The following is a 14694-nucleotide window of genomic DNA, read 5'->3' on the forward strand; positions in this document are numbered from 1 at the left end:
GAATATTATGAAACAAATTTTATATATTGAAGATGATTTAGAGATTGGTAGTTGGTTGAAAGAGGACCTTGAGGAAAGAGGCTACACCGTTACGTGGTTAAAGTCAGGAGATCAGGCTCTCGAGATGGTAAAAGGAGTAGATTTAATCATCCTAGATGTGATGTTACCCGGACTGGATGGGTTTACGGTAGGTCAAAGGCTGAAAAGAGAGGAGCCTAATACGCCTATTTTAATGTTGTCTGCAAGGACAGCGGTTGATGACAAGTTACAAGGATTGCAGTTCGCTGATGATTATTTAACGAAGCCTTTTCATCCGGAAGAGTTATCTGCGAGAATTGAAGTTTTACTAAGAAGATTTGGACAAGCGGGACCAAACGAAATAAAAGTAGGGCATCTAAAAGTAGATGTAGAAAAAAATCAAATAATAGATACTCGCACAGAAGAAGAGCTAATATTAACAGGTAAACAGCATTATATTTTTTTACATTTAATAAAACATGCCAATCAGATTTTAACAAAGGAACAAATATACGAATCTGTTTGGGGTGAGCCATATATGGAAGGTGATAAAACATTGATGGTCCATATTCGCCATCTACGTGAAAAAGTAGAATTAGATCCTAGTTCACCTAAAATTATTGAAACCATCCGCGGAATTGGGTATAGGATCAAACAATGAAACTAAGGAACTCCTTATTAACTAAATATTTATTAATTATTTTAGTTGCTATCATGATTTTGCCCTTATCTTTTCCTGTTATCTCTATCTTTGTTTTCATGCCATTAAATATGGGAGGAATGAAAGAGAATATTTATCAAAATGGAGTAGATATTGAAAAATTGTGGCACAAAGAGGCAAAAAAGCTTGCTCACTCTTCAAAAAAAGAGATTAATCAACAATTATCGGAGTTACACAAAACATATAAAGAAGCGAACATGTTTTGGGTAGATGAATCAGGGAATACCCAAAAGACCATCCCAGAGACATTATCTATTCCTAAAAATTGGTCTCCTTCATACACGATTGAATTTATGAAAAAGAGTCATGGGGTAACAGCAGATCCATTTACGGTAGTTGCCTTTATTGGGGAAAATAAAGACAAGGGATTTATGGTCGTGCAAGTGCCTCGTTCAATCATGATCAGTAACGGAGAAATGATTCGTGATAAATATGAACATCTGTTTTTAGTAGGAATTATATTCATTGTAGGTTTGTTTATTATCGTCTCTTGGATCTTTTTTTATAAAATTAGAAAACGACTGCTTAGAATTCAGAAGGCCATGACTAGACCAACTTCAAACGGTATACCAGAGCCTCTTGATATTAAAAAGATGGATGAAATTGGTCAGTTAGAGGAAGCTTTCAACGAAATGATCAAAGAGCTTGAATCCAGTAGAATTAGGGAAAAAGAAGAAGAAGAACTAAGAAGACAACTAATCGCTAATTTATCGCATGACTTAAGAACACCTTTAACCACCATAAGAGGTCACGCTTATAGTTTAAGGAAAGAAAGCTTAACGGATAAAGGAAAGCAATCCATTGAATTGATTGACTATAAGGTTGGATACTTATCTCAATTGATAGAAAATCTATTATCTTATACACTACTCTCGTCAGGTAAATACCCATTTTACCCTGAAAAAACAGACATTTCTCGTTTATTAAGAACATCCATTGCTAATTGGTATCCCACTTTTGAAAATAAGGGTTTTCAGATTGAATTAGATATTCCAGAAGAACCGTTCTATTGGGAAGTAGATAAACAGTGGTTTGAAAGAATAGTGGATAACTTACTACAAAATATTAATAGACATGCTAATTCAGGAAAATTCGTGGCTATTCGAGTAGAAATTATTTCGGAAAACCCAGTTATAATCATTGAAGACCGAGGGGAAGGAATGAACGGAGAGTCTACCGGAAAAGGGGCAGGAATCGGACTGTCTATCGTGGATCTCATGATAAAAGAAATGAAGCTAGCATGGAAAATAGATAGCACAGAACGCGGCACACGTATCATGATAGGTTCAGTTCCCTTTAGTTAACTAAAGGGGGTCTGACCCCAATATAAATTCATAAATCGTTCAAAAAGCTTTTAACGATTTGTGAAATACTTCACAAATGTATTTCATAAGGGGCATTTATAGCTTATATTGAGATTGTAAATGAATTAATTAAAAGTAATAACAAATGAAAACGGATGTCGACCATACTTCATAATCCTTTGCTATTATCCTTACCTTACGATCATTCGTGTTCACCGAACCTTTTAAATAATCCGTTTACAACACATAATTGAAAGGCGGAATGCTCCATGTTTAACCACTTTTTAAGAGAGAATAAAATTGCTTCGGGTATTCTTACTGTGATTCGTTTGTATTTAGGGTATGCTTGGATGACTGCAGGATGGGGTAAAATTACTGGGGGATTTGATGCGTCAGGGTTCTTAGGAAATGCCGTTGCTAACCCAGTAAAAGGACCAGATGGAAGTGTTGTATATGGATGGTATGTATCCTTCCTAGAGGGAGTAGCGTTACCTAACGTAGGTTTATTCAACTTCTTAGTACCATGGGGAGAATTTTTAGTAGGAATAGGATTACTTTTAGGTTGTTTAACAACTGCTGCAATGTTCTTTGGACTAGTGATGAATTTCTCTTTCTTCTTAGCAGGAACTGTTTCACACAACCCAACTGACATTTTCCTAGGCTTCATTATCCTAGCTGCAGGTTATAACGCAGGTCGCTACGGCTTAGACTATTGGGTAATTCCCTACATCCGTAAAATGATCAATAAGCCTTCTAATAAAAATAAAAATGATAAAGTTAAATTAGTTCCTGAAACTGTTTAATATAATATAGTTGATAAGAAACCCTTAACCCAGCTTCTAAACTAGCTGGGTTGAGGGTTTTTTTATTATATGAATTTTTTCGTGAAATTGTTATTTCGACTTCCTCCCGAGGGAGAATTTGCACTTTGAAAAAATCGGCTTTTGGATTTTTACTTTAATTCTTCCCTGCGGAAAGCAAGTGCCTGGAGCGGAAAGGAACGGGCAAAATATATAGGCGAATTAGAATTTAAACTAAATTTAAACTTCACCGAACCTTCATTTTAACCTTTCCCAGTTAAGATGATTTCTGAGGTGATAAATGATGAGTGAAATGATCATTCAAACAAAACAATTAACTAAGAAGTTTGGTAATAGAGATGTAGTTGAAAATGTAAATTTAGCCATAAAAAAAGGGGAGATTTATGGTTTTTTAGGACCCAATGGGGCAGGAAAAACGACAACGATAAGAATGTTACTGGGACTAGCGAGGCCGACCAAGGGATCCATTCATATTTTTGGAAAGGACATGAAAAAAGAACGATTAGCTGTGTTGAGAAGAGTAGGTTCTCTAGTAGAATATCCATCCTATTACGGTCACTTAACAGCTTACGAAAACTTAGAGGCCGTTAGAAGGTTAATTGATGTACCGAAATCAAGGATAGATGAGGTACTATCCATTGTGAGGTTAAGTAAAGAAGCCAACCGTCCTGTAAAAGGATTCTCTTTAGGAATGAAGCAAAGGCTAGGGATTGCTACAGCACTTCTAGGAAAGCCAGACCTTTTAATATTAGATGAGCCAACAAATGGACTAGATCCTTCAGGTATCTTAGAGGTTAGGGAACTAATCAAGAGTATGCCAAGTGAACATGGAATAACCATTCTAGTATCTAGTCATTTACTATCGGAAATTGATCAAATGGCTACACAAGTGGGAATTATCTCAAAAGGAAAAATGATATTTCAAGATTCAATCGAAACATTAAGAAAACAATCAAAAAGTAACATCCATATCGTTGTTAATGAGCCAGAGACAGCGTGGAGAGCTCTTTTATCTAGAGGCTTACAAGTAGACAAAGCAGAAAACGGGCTAATGTTAGAAAATGTAAGCGATCAAAAAGTTGCTGAAATCATTGAGGCATTAGTCAAGGAACATATAGCCGTATACCGTGTTCAAGAACAGAAGCAATCATTAGAGGATATTTTCCTTCAAATGATTGGGGAGGAGGGAAGCCTGTAATGTTCGGGATTTTAGCATCTGACTTTTTAAAAATTAGAAGAAAAATGATCTGGTTTTTAATTTTCCTTGGACCAATTGGGGTTCTTTCCTTACAAGCGGTTAATTTTACACTTAGGTATGAGTATTTAACAGACTTATATAAAGCAGACCTTTGGGGAGGTCTTATGAATAACGTTACTATGTTAGCCGTTCCTACGATATTCATTGGATTAGCCATTATAACATCCATGATTGCAAATATTGAACATCAGACAAACTCATGGAAACAAGTCCTTGCTTTACCTATATCCAAATTTAGCGTGTTTACGGCAAAATTCACACTAGGGCTGATATTGTTGTTCGTCTCTAGTACTCTCCTAGGTTTAGGAACGATTATTCTAGGGCTAGTTTTAAAATTTGGTTCTTCTATCCCTTACTTAGAACTACTGAAAATCATTTACTATCCCTACTTTGCAGTAATGCCCTTTATTGCCCTACAAATATGGTTAGCTATCACATATAAAAACCAAGCCACAGCGTTAACAATAGGTATTATAGGAACGGTCGTAAGTATGTACGCGGTTATTTTTCCTGATTGGGTCCCATATAAATGGCCAACCTTAGAAAATCAGTGGGGCGAACCACTTTATTCTGTTGGCTTCGGTTTATTAGTAGGACTCCTTATCTACTTGATGGGGCTGCTCGATTTTATTAGAAGGGACGTCAAATAATGATAAAAGTGTTTCAATCTGAGTTTCTTAAGCTTAAAAAATCTAGCATCTGGTTATTAATTTTTGTTAGCCCATTGCTTTCAACTTTAGTAGGAATAGGAGAAGCATTTGTGGGTGACAGTAACGAAGAAGAATGGTTAATCACGTTAAGTATCATGTCATATATACATGCATTATTATTTCTCCCTCTGTTAACGGGTGTATTTTCAGCCTTTGTTTGTAGATATGAGCACGTAGGAGGAGGGTGGAAACAGCTTCTTGCCTTACCAGTCTCAAGAGGAAATATCTATTCAGTAAAGTTTCTACTAGTAATAATGCTACTAGCCCTTACTCAGCTTTTATTCACCGTGGGAGTCCTGTCTGTTGGATTTATCAAAGGTTACAACGAAGCTATACCTGTTGGTGAGATTTTAAAAAGTGTAATGGGGGGATGGATTGCATGTATGCCCCTTGCTGCTCTGCAAATGTTTGTTTCTGTAGCATGGTCTAGTTTTGCTGCACCACTTGCCATCAATGTCATTTTTACGCTTCCAAATATTCTAGTTGTGAATTCTGCCAAGTATGGACCATATTCACCATGGGCTCAACCTTTTCTAGCGATGATGCCTAGATTTGATGAAAGTTTTGGAGCACTTAATGTTCCCCCAGAGACTTTATTTATTGTCATTTTCGGAAGCTTTGCCCTATTCTTTTTGTCAGGGTTCACTTATTTCCAAAGAAAAGAAATTTAAGCATTCTTCATTTATGGGGAGTGTTTTTTTCTTTTATTCAACTAGAATCTTATTACTAAGGTGTTTTAATAAAAGGGAGCATTAAATCCCTCAAAGAAGGGCCAATTACTATGTTCTTTCCTCAAACTTTGCTAAATTGGATATTAGATAAGGATACCATTCAAACCCAAGAGGTGTTTAAGGATGCGAGTTACAGGAATTATTTTAGCAGGCGGAAAGTCAAGTAGGATGGGTACCAATAAAGCCTTGCTTAAAATCGCTGGGAAGACAGTCATTGAGCGAATTGTTGAAACTTTAGATAGTGTAGTAGATGAATGGTTAGTTGTAACCAACACTATGGAGGATTATCGATTTCTCCAATTACCGATGGTGGAGGATATTTATAGAGATAAGGGGCCATTGGCTGGAATCCATGCGGGTCTCACAAACACATCTACAGAAAAAAATATCATTATTGCTTGTGACATGCCTTTTGTTTCAAAAAACCTAGCACATCTATTACTAAATGAGTTAAAAAATACTCAAGCGGTTGTACCGGAAATAGATGGACAGTTGCACCCTCTGTTTGCTTCTTATCGAAAGGATATGAAGGATGAGGTGGAAAGGCGTATTCTTAAGGAACATCTTCGGATTAGAGATCTTCTGAACAATAGTCATGTTAAAATCGTGAAAGAAGAAGATTTTTTAAAGTTAGGATATGATATAAATAAATCTGATTTTTTTAATATGAACCGTCCTGAGGAATACCGAGAAGCAATAGATATAGATAGGGAAACGAACTCTGGGAATTAACATGGGAATTTTCCTAGTGTAATTAATACATGACCTTTGGTAAAAAATTTTATTAAGAACTTACTAAGGGTATATCCTAATATTATTGAATACGATTTGAAGAATGTTAGAGGTGTTGGAATGAATTTTGAAATTTCAAAGGAACCTATTCAGATACAAGATGTTATTGATAAGGTTGTTCAAAGGGAAGCAGGAGCTATCACTACTTTTATCGGCACGGTTAGAGAGTTAACAGCTGGTAAAAAGACTCTTTTCCTTATTTATGAAGCGTATGAACCAATGGCCGTTAAAAAGCTTGAACAAATTGGAAAAGAGATTGAGGAGCGCTGGAGCGGGGCAAAGGTCGCTATCACACATCGTATAGGTAAATTGGAGATTACCGATGTAGCGGTTGTTATTGCCGTATCCACTCCACATCGTGCGGACGCTTATGAAGCTAACCGATATGCCATTGAAAGAATTAAAGAGATTGTCCCCATTTGGAAAAAAGAACATTGGGAAGACGGAGAAGAATGGATTGGAAACCAGCTCGAAACTGTTGCCTATCCAACAGGAAAACCAGAGGAGAAGGATTTAAATGAATAAAATCATGTTTTTCGCTCATTTACGTGAAGCAGTCGGTGAAGAATCCATTTCTATAGACGTAGCAGGAAGATCAGTGGCTGAACTAAAAGAGTTGCTAGCCAATCAATATCAACTTAACCAACTAGATACAGTCATGACTGCCATAAACGAAGAATTCGCAACAAACGAAGAAATCATCCAACAAGGCGACATTATCGCATTTATTCCACCTGTTAGTGGTGGATGACTAGCGAACGGAGCTGGACAGAGAAAAAAGGAAACTAAGATAGAGGAGGTGTAAGGAATGTTTGAACGATACTCTCGACAAATATTATTTACACCGATTGGACAAACAGGACAAGAGAAACTAAGTTCTAAACATGTGCTTATTATTGGAGCTGGTGCACTTGGGTCGAGTAATGCAGAAACCATGGTTAGGTCTGGTGTTGGAAAAGTTACGATTGTTGACCGGGACTATGTTGAGTTTAGTAACCTCCAAAGACAACAGCTCTATACAGAAGACGATGTACGTGAAAAACTGCCTAAGGCTGTTGCTGCTGAACAAAGGCTTAGAGCAATAAACTCAGAAGTAGAAATAAGAGCCATTGTAGGTGATGCTACACCTGACATGCTTGAAGATTTAGCAAAAGACATAGATTTAATAATGGACTCAACGGATAATTTTGAGACAAGAATGGCTATCAATGACATTTCTCAAAAATTTAAAATTCCTTGGGTTTATGGAGCATGTGTAGGAAGTTATGGAATGAGTTTTACGATCATTCCTGGAAAGACTCCTTGTTTAAACTGTTTACTAAAAAGAATTCCGATACAAGGGATGACATGTGATACAGGTGGAATTATTGCTCCTGCTGTACAAATGGCTATTGCACATCAAACTGTCGAGGCTCTAAAAATTCTTGTGGAAGACTGGGATTCCATTAGAGATACTTTTGTCAGCTTTGACCTCTGGAGAAACCAATATACAAGTATGAAAATGTCCAAAGCGAAAGATGAAGGTTGTCTTTCATGTGGGAAAGAGAGAACCTATCCTTATTTAAGTAAGGAAAATATGACAAAAACAACCGTACTCTGTGGCAGAGATACGGTTCAAATAAGGCCTCCTCATAAACAAGTGATTGTCTTAAATGAGCTAGGAAACCAACTAATGGCTCTCGGCTATAAAGTTAAGGGAAATCCTTACTTGTTATCAGTAGAAACGGAAGAACATCGTCTGGTGATTTTTCAAGATGGAAGGGCTCTAATCCACGGTACAAAAGATTTAACTCATGCTAAATCAATCTATCAAAGGTTGCTGGGATAAGCATATTTAAAAAGGATAGCTAAAGAGAATTGTATTCTCAGCTATCCTTTTTTAATTAACGGTTTATTAACTTATCTTCTTTACTATAGATTTCGATTTCATAAGAATCGTCTTTTAAGTATTCCTTCATTTCATCGGATTCCAACATTTCCGTAATTCTCTTCTGCAATTGCTCTGCGTAGGATTTGCTTTCTGGTTCAGATGCAGAAACAAGAGTGTGAATCATAAGTTTTGGACTTGGATTTACCGTATAGCTTACGCTTTTAACCTTGAATTCTTTATCCATTGTTAATTGATCGTTAAGAGGTGAAGCTATATAGATTGCCCAGCGGTTTTCTTGCTCTACCTTTGCCACATTCACTTTATGAATCTTAACTAAGAATTTCTCTTTTTGACTCTCATTTGCCATGTGAAGAATGGACTCTTCTAAGAAGGCGGTCCTGTTCTCAGTATGTGGTATCTCCACTCGAATCACTTTGTTTCCTTTTTCATCATCTGTTACTAATAGGGAATGAATATCGAAATTTTGTTTAGAAAGTTCGCTGTTCAAATGGTCGGTTAACTCCTGAAATGGCTCCATATATGCCTTTACAGTAACATCATATTTGTCGTAGTCTTCCGCTCTCAGTGTACTTTCAGTTATAGCAATCACTTCTTCCTTGATACCCTCAAGATATTCATTGGATCCAAGAACAACAATTAACACATCATTTTGTAATGCTCTAACATTGATCCCTTTAATATTAAAACCTTTTTCTTGTAGGGGAGCAGCTAATTTTTCCTCCATGCTAGGCTGTGTGAACAAAGTATTTAAATAAGGAATTTTCTCAATAACACTAGCAACGGCAGGAGAAACGTTAGCTGACAGAACAAATGCAGTAAACAGAATAGCTGGTATCGCAATAGACCAGGAAAGACGTGTAACCCTTCTTCTAAAATGACTTCTATTATCCCTTTCCATCTTTTCCTTTATTTTTAATTCAAGTGATCGGTCAAATACCATATCTTCAAGAACAGTTGTGGTCATACTCTTTTTTAGGTTTTTTAGCTTACTTTCCATTTTGTACACCATCCTTATCATACATTTCTTTCAATAGATTCCGGCCACGATGCAACCTACTTTTCACTGTATTGGGCTTGATTCCAAGTAGAGCACTCAGATCTTCTATTTTGTATTCCTCGAAATAGTGAAGAAATATGACTTCCCGGTATTTAATAGGAAGGGATAATACTTTTAACGATAAATCTCGATCTTCAAACTTAGCCAACATCTCTTGCTCTGGGTTTCGGTTAGGGGAGATATGTTGGTCAAATAAGTACTCTGTCATTTTCTTACTTCTATAGCTCCAAGATTTTAATACATCTTTACAACGGTTACTCGTAATACGATATAGCCAAGTTTTTAAGCTAGAGTCTCCTCTAAAGCTCTCCATATTTTGATAGCATTTGATAAATACATCTTGAGTGATATCTTCCGCCAAATTTTTATCCTTTACGTAACTGTAGGAAAGCCAGAGGATTTGTTGCCCATATTCTTTCATAAGATAATCAATTGAATACTCTACTTGGTCCTCGGTACATCGATCATCATTTGGTACACTTAATTGCATCTCGTAACCTCCTTCTACAAATACAGACGACATTTTTTTAGGACGGTTCCCAATTTATAAAAATATATTAAAAAAATAGAATCTATTAAACCTTTTTATTATGGAAAAAAGAACCACGTAATCTTTCGTTTATATTCTACAAATTATTACAAATACATTTCTTTTCCCACTATAATAAGGTATAAACGAAAGAAAGGTGTGACTTATTTGTCTGAAAAAGATGATAAAGTACTTTTACAGCTTGAAGCCATTTTAAAAGAATTACAGGATTCGAAAGAGCAAACAGCAAGTACTATTGCTGTTAAACATAAATCTTCCATTTCGTTCGGTAGCTTATTAAGCGTATTACTAAAGGGATGGGGCTTGAAAATACTAGTTATTCTACTTTTAGTAGTAAGTATGGTAGGAACAGCAGCTTACTTTTTCTATTCAAGTGCTAATAACCATAGTGAAAAAGGTAGTTATGTAGAGCAAATGAGAGAGCTATCTTCCTTGGCTACCTCGCAAGCCTACGTAAAGGCTGTTATTGAAAAAGAGGATAATCAACTATTTGGTAAAGAAATCAATGCAAACTTGCCGGGTACAAAGAGAAAGCTCCTATTAATTATTCCTGGAATGGTTACAGCGGGGATTGACCTAGAGCAAATTGAAAATAAGGATATTCATGTTATTGAAGATGAAAAAAAGATTGAACTAACACTCCCAAGAGCGGAGATTTTACAAGAGCCATCCTTACAGTTTGATCATGTTCAAACCTTTTCTGTAGAGGGAATTTTTCGTGATGAAGTAAACTGGGAAGAGGCTTACGGATTGGCGAATGAGGCAAAGGAACAAGTAAGGAAAGAAGCCGTTACCCAGGGACTTTTACAACTGGCAGAAAAGAATGCGGAAAAAATCTTGCAAGAGTTCTTCACTCAAATGGGGTATGAAATAGAGATAAAATATAAAGAGGTTAAATAATGATTGAAGAATTATTAAATCGAGGTTGGTATGAGCAAGTAGGGAAAGAGTTAAACAAGCCTTACTTTCAAAATCTAGAAAAATTTTTAAAAATGGAGTACGAAAAGGAAATGATTTTTCCTCCAATAAATGAACTATTTAATGCATTTCACTATACTCCTTATGAAAAGGTAAAAGTAGTGATTCTTGGTCAGGATCCTTACCATGGTGAGAATCAGGCACACGGTCTCAGCTTTTCAGTCAACAAAGGTGTCCCAATTCCGCCTTCTTTAAGGAATATATATAAAGAACTACATTCCGATTTGGGCTGTTTGATTCCTACTCATGGCTATTTAAAGAAATGGGCTGATCAAGGTGTCTTACTATTAAATACAGTTCTAACCGTACGAAGTGGCCAAGCTCACTCCCATAAGAACCAAGGATGGGAGGCTTTTACCGATGAGGTGATGAGGAGATTAAATGATAGAGAGCAGCCGGTCATTTTTATCCTTTGGGGACGCCCTGCTGAGAGTAAACGTAAACTTATTAACGAACAAAAACACAAAGTCATTACTTCTGCTCACCCAAGTCCTTTATCAGCAAGTCGGGGGTTCTTTGGAAGTCGTCCGTTCTCTAAAGTAAATGACTATTTACAACAGCTCAATATGGAAACGATAGACTGGCAAATTGACTAAAGATTAGAGTTTAATCGACATGTTCCACGTGAAACATGTCAGAAAGTGTAAAAAACTAATACTCTATTAATAAAGGATAGAAATCAATGAGTGAAAAAAGAATAGATTGTTTCAAATGTCGATTTTTTTATGTAACTTGGGATCCGAAATTTCCAAAGGGATGTAAAGCTTTTGAGTTCAAAACAAGGAATCTCCCTTCTGTAGAAGTTAGAAGAGCTTCAGGACATTCATGCCTTCGTTTTGAACCTAAATAATTTTTTTGGAATTAGAGATTTGCTCCTAACAGAAAGAAAATTTATACTAACTAGTATTGAAAGATGTTCAAAAGGGTTTATTGGAGGTGTAACGAGTGAGCATATCGATAGAGAGACTATTAAAAAAGATGGAAGAGGAAATTAGAGAAGCGAAGGCAAGTCGTTCGGATAGTAGGATTCGCGAAAGAATACATGCGATTAAGACTTTATGTGAATTAGCACTTGATCAAGAAGGGGCGGAAAAACCGAAAACTTCCCGTGGATTCAACTCCTTTCCATCACAAGCTCAAGTTCCATCTCAGTCACCCATCATAGTGAATCAACCAACTAAGAAGGTGGAAATGGATAATGAAGCAAATGGTGATTCACTTTTTGATTTCTAAAGGCTTAGCAAATTAAAACGAGGTGTTCATTGTAATGAAAACATTTATTATTTTAGGAGCAATTAATGCGTTTTTATCTGTTGCTCTAGGGGCTTTCGGTGCTCATGGACTGGAGAAAACAGTAGAACCAAAATACATGGAAATTTGGAAAACAGGAGTTACCTATCAAATGTTCCATGCAACTGGATTATTAATAATCGGAATGTTACTAAGTAAATTCCCTACAAGTAGTTTACTTACTTGGTCAGGATGGTTAATGTTAATAGGAATTATCTTATTCTCAGGAAGCCTGTACGTATTGACGTTAACAAAAGTAGGAGTACTAGGAGCCATTACTCCATTTGGAGGCGTTTCATTTTTAGTAGCATGGATGTTAATCGTGATTGCAGCGGTTAAGTTGTTTTAATAATAATTCACTACAAGTTAAAAAAGTGAGCGCCAACATATACGTTGGTGCTCACTTTATGATTCAGAATTTTTCGCGTCTCTTACATACGTAAAGAGGGGAAGTCTTATCGATTATCGCGGTGCATAGGCACTTAAGCCAGGTACACCTGCTGCAAATGGATAATCATACTCTAATTCTTCATCAAAAGTAGCATATGCAAAGTATACCATTGGAATTAGGTAGCGCATTCCGCTTTGAGGATCACTTAAAATTAGATGGTCACGTCCAGCGGCCTCAATAACACCTCTGAATGTTGTTGTAAGACCCTCAGTGTTGTTATCAAAATTTAAATAAACAGTAGCCAGTTTCCCTTTGTTTAAGCGTAAAATATTCTCAATATACGATTGCTCTAATGGAAGCATCCCAGGTACTTGCGGTCCTAACGATGGGGCTTGGGCTCCACCTACAAATCCAGTTGCCGGCATAGTTGGAATAGGTCCTCCAGCTGGAAATGCGGTAGCTGTAGGTACGGTTGTGCCAGTTGGATAGGAATATGGCATTTGAGTACCATATGTAGGCATTTGGCCGGCAGTTCCGTATTGTGGTTTTTGACCAGTTGCACCGAATTGCTGATAACCACCAGATTGTCTAATGTTAAAGTTTTGATCAGAATAAGAATTTGTCAAGCTAATCCCTCCTAATAAAAATTAGTTACCCTCCGTATTTATAAACAGTTGGGCAATCTGATTGACTTGGGCTGAAGAAGCAGTGAGCTTTATACCGCCCTGTATTCCATTGATTGAACCATTGGGCAGGACAGTTTGCCTCGGGTCTAAAAAACCATAAGGATCTAGAAGCTGGATGAAACCGTTCACCCTTGATAGCCCTTCTAGCCAATTTCATTTCACTTTCTCTAGGTGCTTGGTAGAAATATCCTTTTATGGTGGCTTCAAATCCTCCAGGTCTTTGAAAGACCATTTGTCGTATGCTACGAACATCCTTAAAGTCCAAGCAATCCTCTAAAACACGATTAACACCTGTGTTCCCTACCATTAACATTCCTAAATTCCCATCACCTTCAGCCTCTGCACGCATAAGCCTAGCAAGGAGTTTTACATCTTCTTCGTTGTACTGAATGATTCCCATTATTTCACCTCTCTTCGTTGCTAACTTATAGTATGCGGTGAGATAAGAATCAGTTAATTTTTAGAAGTACTCACTATTTAATAGATATGAGGGGATATTCGGTTTATGACAGATTCTTATTGAAGAGAATCTAAAGTTTTTTTAAACCTAAGTGGAGAGCATTGTATGTAGAGTGGTAGATTTGTGTATGTATAGATCGAAAATATTTCCTTTGAAAAATAAAGAGGCCCTCAGAAAAGTTCTGAGGGCTTGTTCTATTAATTTACATGTAAAAAGCTATGCACTCTATCTTCTTGAAGAAGGTTTCCTACAAAGAATGCGCCGAATTCACCGAAACGAGCACTAACTTCATCGAAGCGCATTTCGTATACTAGCTTTTTAAATTGTAATACTTCATCAGCGAAAAGTGTAACTCCCCACTCATAATCATCAAAACCAACTGAACCAGTAATAACTTGTTTAACTTTTCCAGCATAGCCTCGTCCAATCATACCGTGGCTGCGCATCATTTTACGACGGTCTTCCATCGGTAGCATGTACCAGTTATCTTCACCGTTACGGCGCTTGTCCATTGGATAGAAACAAACATGCTTCGCTTTTGGAAGAGTAGGGTATAGACGAGCTAGAATTTCTGGACTTTGATATGGATCTTGATCAGCTGGTAAGTAGTTACTTAATTCAACAACAGAAACATAAGAATGAGTAGGAATTGTATACTCAGCTAATTTCGTTTTGTTAAATTCTAATTCAATTTCGTTTAATTCTTCCATTGTAGGTCTTAAAATCATCATCATAAAATCTGCTTTTTGACCAACAATTGTATATAATGCATGGCTGCCTTCTTTATTCGATTGAGTTTTATTCCATTTCTCAACTAGACCTAAAAACTCATGAATAGCTGCTTGGCGCTCGTCGCTTGAAATCATCTTCCAGGCTGTCCAATCAACAGTACGGAAATCATGGAGACAGTACCAACCATCAAGTGTTTGTGCTGCTTCACTCATGTAAATCACTCCTAATCTTTTCATATTATAGGGCTGTTTTATGTAAAAATGTAAATCATAGAACGTTATGTATTAGCTAAACTATTTAAATC

At 36.7% G+C, this 14694-nt stretch carries 19 protein-coding genes; 14 read left to right on the forward strand and 5 right to left on the reverse strand.

The annotated features are described in order from the left end of the window. Positions 1 to 7: 7 nt before the first annotated feature. The 10 genes from SM124_RS08250 (at position 8) to SM124_RS08295 (ending at position 8183) form a co-directional block, all read left to right on the forward strand. The gene (locus SM124_RS08250) at positions 8 to 679 is read left to right on the forward strand and encodes a response regulator transcription factor (protein ID WP_407691385.1); all 672 of its coding nucleotides are present in this window, start codon (positions 8 to 10) and stop codon (positions 677 to 679) included. Further along, positions 676 to 2043, forward strand: a complete 1368-nt coding sequence (locus SM124_RS08255; RefSeq protein WP_322446040.1) for a sensor histidine kinase — start codon at positions 676 to 678, stop codon at positions 2041 to 2043. The genes SM124_RS08250 and SM124_RS08255 overlap by 4 nt, the downstream gene beginning before the upstream one ends. A gap of 269 nt (positions 2044 to 2312) precedes the next feature. Then, a complete protein-coding gene (locus SM124_RS08260; protein WP_322446041.1) occupies positions 2313 to 2846 on the forward strand; it encodes a DoxX family protein in 534 nt (177 codons plus the stop codon). 301 nt (positions 2847 to 3147) lie between these two features. Further along, the gene (locus tag SM124_RS08265; protein WP_322446290.1) at positions 3148 to 4062 is read left to right on the forward strand and encodes an ABC transporter ATP-binding protein; all 915 of its coding nucleotides are present in this window, start codon (positions 3148 to 3150) and stop codon (positions 4060 to 4062) included. Then, positions 4062 to 4772 (forward strand): ABC transporter permease, encoded by a 711-nt coding sequence (locus SM124_RS08270; protein WP_322446042.1) that lies wholly within the window; start codon positions 4062 to 4064, stop codon positions 4770 to 4772. Before SM124_RS08265 ends, SM124_RS08270 begins: the two co-directional genes overlap by 1 nt. Further along, positions 4772 to 5503, forward strand: coding sequence for an ABC transporter permease (locus SM124_RS08275; protein ID WP_322446043.1), 732 nt, complete (start codon positions 4772 to 4774; stop codon positions 5501 to 5503). The genes SM124_RS08270 and SM124_RS08275 overlap by 1 nt, the downstream gene beginning before the upstream one ends. 183 nt (positions 5504 to 5686) lie before the next feature. Beyond that, positions 5687 to 6295, forward strand: coding sequence for a molybdenum cofactor guanylyltransferase (gene mobA / locus SM124_RS08280; protein ID WP_322446044.1), 609 nt, complete (start codon positions 5687 to 5689; stop codon positions 6293 to 6295). Between the two features lie 120 nt (positions 6296 to 6415). Further along, positions 6416 to 6880 carry a molybdenum cofactor biosynthesis protein MoaE gene (locus tag SM124_RS08285; RefSeq protein WP_322446045.1) on the forward strand — a complete coding sequence of 155 codons (465 nt, stop codon included), beginning with the start codon at positions 6416 to 6418 and terminating at the stop codon, positions 6878 to 6880. Continuing rightward, positions 6873 to 7106, forward strand: coding sequence for a molybdopterin converting factor subunit 1 (moaD, locus tag SM124_RS08290; RefSeq protein ID WP_322446046.1), 234 nt, complete (start codon positions 6873 to 6875; stop codon positions 7104 to 7106). The genes SM124_RS08285 and moaD overlap by 8 nt, the downstream gene beginning before the upstream one ends. A 57-nt stretch (positions 7107 to 7163) precedes the next feature. After that, positions 7164 to 8183: a thiazole biosynthesis adenylyltransferase ThiF gene (locus SM124_RS08295; protein ID WP_322446047.1), complete on the forward strand. Its 1020-nt coding sequence runs from the start codon at positions 7164 to 7166 to the stop codon at positions 8181 to 8183. Between the two features lie 55 nt (positions 8184 to 8238). Here SM124_RS08295 and SM124_RS08300 read toward each other — a convergent pair whose 3' ends face one another. After that, positions 8239 to 9243, reverse strand: coding sequence for a DUF4030 domain-containing protein (locus tag SM124_RS08300; protein WP_322446048.1), 1005 nt, complete (start codon positions 9241 to 9243; stop codon positions 8239 to 8241). Continuing rightward, positions 9233 to 9793, reverse strand: coding sequence for a sigma-70 family RNA polymerase sigma factor (locus tag SM124_RS08305; RefSeq protein ID WP_322446049.1), 561 nt, complete (start codon positions 9791 to 9793; stop codon positions 9233 to 9235). Before SM124_RS08305 ends, SM124_RS08300 begins: the two co-directional genes overlap by 11 nt. 198 nt (positions 9794 to 9991) lie before the next feature. Between SM124_RS08305 and SM124_RS08310 the strand changes: the two genes are divergently transcribed. The 4 genes from SM124_RS08310 (at position 9992) to SM124_RS08325 (ending at position 12470) form a co-directional block, all read left to right on the forward strand. Further along, entirely contained in the window at positions 9992 to 10753 is a 762-nt protein-coding gene (locus SM124_RS08310) for a DUF4230 domain-containing protein (RefSeq protein ID WP_407691386.1), read from the forward strand. Between the two features lie 2 nt (positions 10754 to 10755). After that, positions 10756 to 11427, forward strand: coding sequence for a uracil-DNA glycosylase (locus SM124_RS08315; RefSeq protein ID WP_407691392.1), 672 nt, complete (start codon positions 10756 to 10758; stop codon positions 11425 to 11427). Positions 11428 to 11776: 349 nt separating this feature from the next. Continuing rightward, positions 11777 to 12064 carry a YwdI family protein gene (locus SM124_RS08320; RefSeq protein WP_322446052.1) on the forward strand — a complete coding sequence of 96 codons (288 nt, stop codon included), beginning with the start codon at positions 11777 to 11779 and terminating at the stop codon, positions 12062 to 12064. Between the two features lie 34 nt (positions 12065 to 12098). Further along, entirely contained in the window at positions 12099 to 12470 is a 372-nt protein-coding gene (locus SM124_RS08325) for a DUF423 domain-containing protein (RefSeq protein ID WP_322446053.1), read from the forward strand. A gap of 113 nt (positions 12471 to 12583) precedes the next feature. Here the strand turns inward: SM124_RS08325 and gerQ are convergent, their stop codons facing one another. The 3 genes from gerQ to hemQ form a co-directional block, all read right to left on the reverse strand. Continuing rightward, positions 12584 to 13033 carry a spore coat protein GerQ gene (gene gerQ / locus SM124_RS08330; RefSeq protein ID WP_322446291.1) on the reverse strand — a complete coding sequence of 150 codons (450 nt, stop codon included), beginning with the start codon at positions 13031 to 13033 and terminating at the stop codon, positions 12584 to 12586. A gap of 130 nt (positions 13034 to 13163) precedes the next feature. Next, positions 13164 to 13598: a cell wall hydrolase gene (locus SM124_RS08335; RefSeq protein ID WP_322446054.1), complete on the reverse strand. Its 435-nt coding sequence runs from the start codon at positions 13596 to 13598 to the stop codon at positions 13164 to 13166. Positions 13599 to 13855: 257 nt separating this feature from the next. Beyond that, complete coding sequence (gene hemQ / locus SM124_RS08340) at positions 13856 to 14602, reverse strand: hydrogen peroxide-dependent heme synthase (RefSeq protein WP_322446055.1); 747 nt, start codon at positions 14600 to 14602, stop codon at positions 13856 to 13858. Positions 14603 to 14694: the final 92 nt, after the last annotated feature.

This window comes from Robertmurraya mangrovi (genome assembly GCF_034427655.1).
Taxonomy (GTDB): domain Bacteria; phylum Bacillota; class Bacilli; order Bacillales; family Cytobacillaceae; genus Robertmurraya_A; species Robertmurraya_A mangrovi.